General features: G+C 66.0%; 5 protein-coding genes. 4 read left to right on the top strand and 1 reads right to left on the bottom strand.

What is annotated here, in order from left to right:
- The 4 genes from ACTIFJ_RS07650 to ACTIFJ_RS07635 all read left to right on the top strand — a co-directional run.
- Window positions 1-885: nitrilase-related carbon-nitrogen hydrolase (locus tag ACTIFJ_RS07650; RefSeq protein WP_439533505.1), on the top strand; the 885-nt coding region annotated here is incomplete at its 5' end.
- Window positions 861-2,291, top strand: coding sequence for a flavin monoamine oxidase family protein (locus ACTIFJ_RS07645; protein ID WP_439533504.1), 1,431 nt, complete (start codon window positions 861-863; stop codon window positions 2,289-2,291). The genes ACTIFJ_RS07650 and ACTIFJ_RS07645, both read left to right, overlap by 25 nt.
- Window positions 2,292-2,370: 79 nt before the next feature.
- Window positions 2,371-4,833 (top strand): TonB-dependent receptor, encoded by a 2,463-nt coding sequence (locus ACTIFJ_RS07640; RefSeq protein ID WP_439533503.1) that lies wholly within the window; start codon window positions 2,371-2,373, stop codon window positions 4,831-4,833.
- Between the two features lie 35 nt (window positions 4,834-4,868).
- Window positions 4,869-5,285, top strand: coding sequence for a c-type cytochrome (locus ACTIFJ_RS07635; RefSeq protein WP_439533502.1), 417 nt, complete (start codon window positions 4,869-4,871; stop codon window positions 5,283-5,285).
- An 836-nt stretch (window positions 5,286-6,121) separates the two neighbouring features.
- Here the strand turns inward: ACTIFJ_RS07635 and ACTIFJ_RS07630 are convergent.
- A partial coding sequence (locus ACTIFJ_RS07630) for a hypothetical protein (protein ID WP_439533501.1) occupies window positions 6,122-6,367 on the bottom strand: 246 nt, incomplete at its 5' end.

The raw sequence follows: 6,367 nt of genomic DNA, 5'->3' as shown, positions 1-6,367 counted from the left end.
GTCGGCGGCCGCTGCGACCTGCTCTGCTTCCACGAATTTCCGCTGCACGGCTTCGCGCCCTATGACCTCAAGCAATATTTGCGCGTCTCGCGCCATCCGGACGGCCCGGAGATCGCCGCGCTCGGCGCCAAGGCCAAGCAATATAATTGCTATATCGCGCTCGGCTGCCAGATGCTCGACGATGACTGGCCCGGCCACAGCATGAACACCCAGCTGCTGATCGGCCCCGAGGGCAAGCTGATCGCCCGCCACTGGAAACAGCGCAACATGCGCGGCATGTGGCCCGGCGTCGAGCAGTTCAGCACCACCATCTATGATGTGCTCGATCGCTATGTGGAGATGTACGGCTGGGATGCCGTCGTCCCCGTCGAGCGCACCGATATCGGCAACATCTCGATGTCGGCCGTGCAGTTCGAGCCCGAGCTGTTCCGCTGCATGGCGATGAAGGGCGCCGAGCTGATCCTGCGCACCGCCACCGGCGGCTGTGAATGGCACGACATGCGCCTCACCGCCTATCACAACGATGTCTATGTCACGATCGTCAACAACTGCATGGACGTCTTCCGCCCCAGCAACGACTATTTCGTCGAACAGGCGCCGAAGAACGACTGGGTCGGCCGCTCGGCGATCTTCGCCCCCAAGGGCGTGGTGCTGACCGAGGCCGACAAGTTCGAGACCAAGCGCCGCGCCCAGATCGACATGGCCAGCTTCCGCAAGGCGCACCGCATCCCCGATGTCCATCTGTCGCTCTACCGGCATGTCTTCGACGCCTACAAGGAGCGCCACGACCCCAATCTCTGGCTCGATCATGTCCCCGGCAGCAAGCGTGAAGCCGCCGCCTACCTCAAGGACAAGCTGAGATGGACGAGCTACTGGCAGGGCTGACCCCCGATCGCCTGCTTCTCGGCCGCCGCCGCCTGCTCGGCGGCGGCGCGGCGGCCTTTGCTGCCTCGTTCGTCCCCCGCCCCGCCCGTGCGGACTCGCGGGACGACATCCTCGTCATCGGCGCCGGCCTGTCCGGCCTCAACGCCGCCCTCATCCTTGCCAGCGAAGGCGCCCGCGTCACCGTGCTGGAGGCGGACAGCCGCCCCGGCGGCCGCATCCGCACCCTCGATGCCGCCCCCGGCCGCCCCGATGCCGGCGGGTCGGAAGTCGGCCCGCTCTATGCCCGCACCCGCAGCCTCGCCGGCGATCTCGGCCTCGGCCTCTATGCCGCCGACCGGCTGCCACCGGGCATGGCGATCCACAGCAACAACCGCCTGCTCGCCCCCGCCGCCTGGGCGCAGGACCCCGCCAATACGCTCCCCGCGCCGATGCGTGCCATCCCGCCCTATGCGGTCGAAACTGCCATGGTTTCGCGCGCCGCGCCGCTTGCCGACGCCGAAGCCTGGCTCAGCCCGGAAGCGGCGGCGCTCGACATTCCCTATGACCGGATGCTGCGCCAGCTCGGCGCCAATGACGCCGCCCTCGCCTGCGCCGCCGTCGGCGCCCAGGCCGACAGCCTGTCGGAAATCTCGGCGCTGTGGATGCTGCGCCGGGACCAGGGCCGCCGCCAGTCTGCCGATTTGGGCCGCGTCGAGCACATCAAGGGCGGCATGAGCCGCCTCACCGACGCGATGGCCGCCAAACTCGGCGACGCCGTTCACTTCAATACCGAGATCATGGCCATCACCGAGTCCGGCGGCCTCGTCACCGCCCATGCCCGCGACGGCCGCCGCTTCAGTGCCGCCCGGCTGATCGTCACCACCCCGGCCAGCATCACCCGCCGCATGGTCTTCGATCCGCTGCCCCCCACCGGGCAGCGCGCCGCCTGGGCGCACATCCCCTATGGACAGGCCACCAGCGCCTTCTTCCCCATCACCGACCCCTTCTGGGACCAGGATGGCTTGCCTCCTTCGCTGTGGAGCGACAGCCTCCCCGGCCGCGCCTTCGTCATCGCCAATGATGCCGGCCGCCACCTCTGGTTCTACGCCACCGGCGGCAAGGCCAATGCGCTGCACCGCGCCGCCGCCGCCGAGGTGCCGGAGATCGCCCGCCGCCTGCTCGTCGCCGCCCGCCCGTCGCTGGACGGCCGCCTCGGCCCCGGCACCGCCTTCAGCTGGACCCGCCACCCCTGGTCGCTCGGCACCTTCGCCTCGCGCCGCCCCGGCCATCTCGCCATCCTCCAGTCCCTGCTCAAGCGCCCCCATGGCCGAATCAGCTTCGCCGGCGAACACACCGCCGACCTCGCCAGCGGCATCGAGGGCGCGCTCGAAAGCGGCGAGCGCGCCGCCCTCAACCTGTTGAGTTGAAACCATATAAAAATGCTTGCGTTGTAGAACATCATAATGACATAATGACATAACAACGCGCCATACAGGGGGGCCTGACATGACCATTCGCTCGAAGACTGCCTTCGCCGTCAGCAGCCTGGCGCTCGCCACGGCCCTGCTCATGCCCGGCGCCGCCCGCGCCGCCGAAGACGAAGCCGCAGCCGCAGCCGCAGCCGCCATCGAATCCGAAGAGATCATCGTTACCGCCAAGGGCCGCCCCGAGCGGATCGAGAATGTCGCCCTCTCCGTCGTCGCCGTCGATCAGGAGTTCCTCCGCAAGCAGCAGGTCCGCGACCTGCGCGATCTCGCCGGCTTCGTCCCCAGCCTCGTCCTCGAATCCTCGCGCGGCCGCGCCTCCCCGTCGACGCTGTCGATCCGCGGCCTCGCCCCCAACACCATCAACAAGCAGCTCCAGTCGGTCACCGTCTTCCTCGATGGCGTCCCGCTCGCCGGCTCCGCCTCGATGCTGGACATCCCGGACATCGCCGGCGTCGAAGTCCTGCGCGGCCCCCAGGCCACCGAATTCGGCCGCCAGACCTATGCCGGCGCCGTCAGCTACAAGACCCGGGACCGCACGCCGGACGGCATCGAAGCGGTCATCGACGGCTTCGTCAGCATCAACCAGGGCGCCGAGGAGGCCAACCGCCAGATCTCCGCCACCATCGCCTTCCCGATCGTCAAGGACAATGTCTGGCTCACCCTGTTCGGCCGCAACCGCCGCCTCGGCTCGCTGGAAAGCCGCACCAACGCGCTCCGCACCATCGAGATCGGCCGCGAGGACACCGAGCAATATAACGCCAGCCTGCTGATCCGCCCCAACAACCAGTTCTCGCTCAAGCTCACCGGCGTCTACCAGAAGCAGCGCGATACCGCCCCCGCCTTCACCACCCTCCACCCGCAGGAATGGCAGGCCCAGGGCACCCCGCTCACCAACCTGCAATATGCCGGCACGACCGCCACCACCCTCTGGCCCATCGGCACGCTCGGCGAGGTCGAACCGGCATCGGCCGGCTGCGAAAGCGATCTCCCCGCCAACGCCACCAACACCATCGCCGCCCGCCCCGCCGACTGCGGCCTCGATCGCAACCTGATGCTGTTCACCGCCGTCACCAGCTACACCTTCGGCAACGGCTATCAGCTCCAGGCCAACGCCGGCTACATGCGTGAGGAAAGCTGGACCAACCAGGATCTCTATTTCCGCCAGAGCGGCGGCGATCCCTTCTTCGGCAACCAGGCCTATTCCCGCCGCGTCAGCAACACCGCCACCGCCGCCAACAAGCTCGCCAACCCGTTCTTCTCCTCCACCTGGGACGAGTTCACCAACTACAACGGCCAGATCCGCATCGTCTCGCCCGGCACCGACCGCTTCCGCTGGCGCGCCGGCGCCTTCTACTATCACGAGAGCCTGTCCAACTTCTCGTACAACAATGTCCGCCCCACCGCCGGCGGCGCCACCTCGCCCGCCAACCCGGACGGCCGCACCCGCGGTGACGAAAACGTCCGCAACATCGCCTTCTTCGGCGACATGGCCTTCGATTTCACCGACTGGCTCAGCCTCCAGACCGAGGCCCGCTACGAGTTCGAGCGCAACCAGTTCCTCCCCTGCCTGACCTGCTCGGGCGCCACCACCGGCGCCTTCAACAGCACCCTGCTCGAGCGCACCAACAAGAGCTTCCTGCCCCGCATCACCCTCTCGCTGAAGCCCAGCGACTCCACCCTCGTCTACGCCCTCTATTCGGAAGGCACCAAGCCCGGCCGCTGGAACCAGACCATCCAGACCAATTTCCGCTACGTCGAGCAGGAGAGCAACCGCAACTACGAGATCGGCATCAAGGGCCGCATCCTCGACAACAAGCTGTTCTTCTCCGCCGCCGCCTATCACATGGACGTCGAGAACCAGCAGTTTGCCGCCGTCTCCACCGCCACCGGCATCCCCGTCACCAGCTTCCAGAACGTCGGCGCCAGCAAGATCGATGGCTTCGAGATCGACACCACCGTCGATGTCACCCCCGGCTTCCGCCTGCGCGGCGGCGTCGGCTACGCCAAGCACAAATATGTCAGCAACACCGCCCCCACCGACGCCAACCTGATCAACCTCTTCCAGGGCAGCACCTTCAACGGCAAGACCTCCGTCGGCCTCCCGCAATGGACCGGCTCCATCGGCGCCGATTACGACACCAGCCTCACCGACGACATCGGCCTGCGCCTCAGCGTCTTCGGCAATTACATCGGCGAACGCTTCGCCGACGCCGCCAACCTCGCCCGCATCGCCGGCGTCGTCCGCATCAACGCCAACGCCAATATCGACTACAAGAACCTCAGCTTCGGCTTCTTCGTCCGCGATCTGTTCGACAACAACAAGGCCAGCACCGCCGCCACCTCGGACACCAACTCCTGCCTCTACTTCAACAACGCCGATGGCAGCCGCCGCCTCAGCCTCAATCCCGAGCAGCGCTGCCTCGCCGTCGGCATCGATCGCGGCCGCGAAGTCGGCCTTAACGTCACCCTGCGCTTCGAGTAATCCGCCAGCAATAAAGCCTGTGGAATAACATCGTCATGCGTACCATACTCCCCTTGCTGGCAGCAGCCCTTCTCCCCGCGCAGGCCTTCGCGGCCTGCCCGGCATCCCCCCCCGAAGGCGCCGCTGCCAGCAACCCCGCGGCACTTGAGCAAGGCCGCCGCGCCTTCCTCAAGTGCCGCGCCTGCCACACCCTCCCGGAAGGCGGAAAAAACCTCGTCGGCCCCAACCTCTGGAACCTCTTCGCCCGCGCCCCCCTCGGCGCCGCCGACTTCAAATACTCCCCCGCCTTCACCGCCGCCGCCCCCGCCTGGACCGCCGCCAAACTCGACAGCTTCCTCGAAAAACCCAGCAAACACATCCCCGGCACCCGCATGGTCTTCGCCGGCATCCCCGCCCCCGAAGAACGCCAGGCCCTCATCGCCTGGCTGGCCAAGGAAACCGGCTGCAAATAGCCGCCGCCACCAGCATGCCTCCGGCAGCAAGAAGCCTCCGGCGGTAAAAAGATGCCTCCGGCGGCTGGGGCCGCAGGCCCCAGACCCCAATAATCCGGCCGCCGCAAGGCGGCAGCAGAGGCTCATGAGGGATAAACCAACTAGGTTGTAGCCCGCACCGCAGGCGCATTGATACAAAACCGCTCGATTGCAAATCTCGGACGATTGCGGCAGCGTCAGGCTATGTTCGACTGGTCCGATCTGCTCGTGCTTCTCCCATTCCGGGTGTTCATGGTGCTTTTCGCCATCTTCTGTGTGCTGGTAGCCGCCGTAATCCTCTGGTTAGAATACGGCTGAGCCGCAGCCCGCTCAAATCGCCGGCACCCTGCACTTTATAAGTTCACGACCCAATTGGGGTCTGGGGCCTGAGGCCGCCGGAGGCCCTTTTCTCACCGCCGGAGGCACTCTTGCTAACCCGCCGGAGGCCACGTCCTGCTCACCGTCGACCCCGCCTAGTCGTCAAATGTTGGTTATGCGAATAGCCGCCTCGCTTCATCAACCGGCGTCAGCTGCCGACCACCTGATAGATGACGCTAACATCCGAGATTTGCTCGTTCTGACTGAAAACTCGCGATTTTGCGGCATATCGAATTAGGAGGCGGTCTGCCGAAAGCCACCGCATTTCAGCCCACGACCCGTTCCAGCTGCCTACGCGCGCGGCACCGTGATCGTCATCTGCATTGAATGCATTTCCGGCTCCGGAAGGGTTGCCGCTGGCGTCCAGTACTGAGATTTGAGTGGAAAAGCCTGTGGTCGCTCCGCAATCACGCTGGAACAGCACGGCGACGGTTTTGCCGTTAGGCGAGGGGCTGCGCGAAACCACGGTATTCTGGCATACGTCCGAACACCCTGAGCAAACAATCAAAACTGCCAGTAATGTTGCCCTCATGGGTGTGGATCGTAGCTTTAGCCCCGCGCCCGTCAACGGCCGGTTTTGGCGTGGCAAGATGGGGTGTGAACGGCCGATTCGGGCGAAAGCGGCCGGTCCAAAACCTCGGGTTTGCAAACGACATCACCGCCAGATAATCGGGGTCTGGGGCCTG

The organism is Polymorphobacter sp. (assembly GCF_051860865.1).
In the GTDB taxonomy this organism is placed as follows: domain Bacteria; phylum Pseudomonadota; class Alphaproteobacteria; order Sphingomonadales; family Sphingomonadaceae; genus Sandarakinorhabdus.
This window is presented reverse-complemented; position numbering and strand designations above follow the sequence as displayed.

What these genes read in the sequence shown, in the direction of transcription:
- ACTIFJ_RS07635 (WP_439533502.1), top strand. Translation starts at nt 4,869, where the DNA reads ATGCGTACCATACTCCCCTTGCTGGCAGCAGCCCTTCTCCCCGCGCAG.
- ACTIFJ_RS07645 (WP_439533504.1), top strand. Translation starts at nt 861, where the DNA reads ATGGACGAGCTACTGGCAGGGCTGACCCCCGATCGCCTGCTTCTCGGC.
- ACTIFJ_RS07640 (WP_439533503.1), top strand. Translation starts at nt 2,371, where the DNA reads ATGACCATTCGCTCGAAGACTGCCTTCGCCGTCAGCAGCCTGGCGCTC.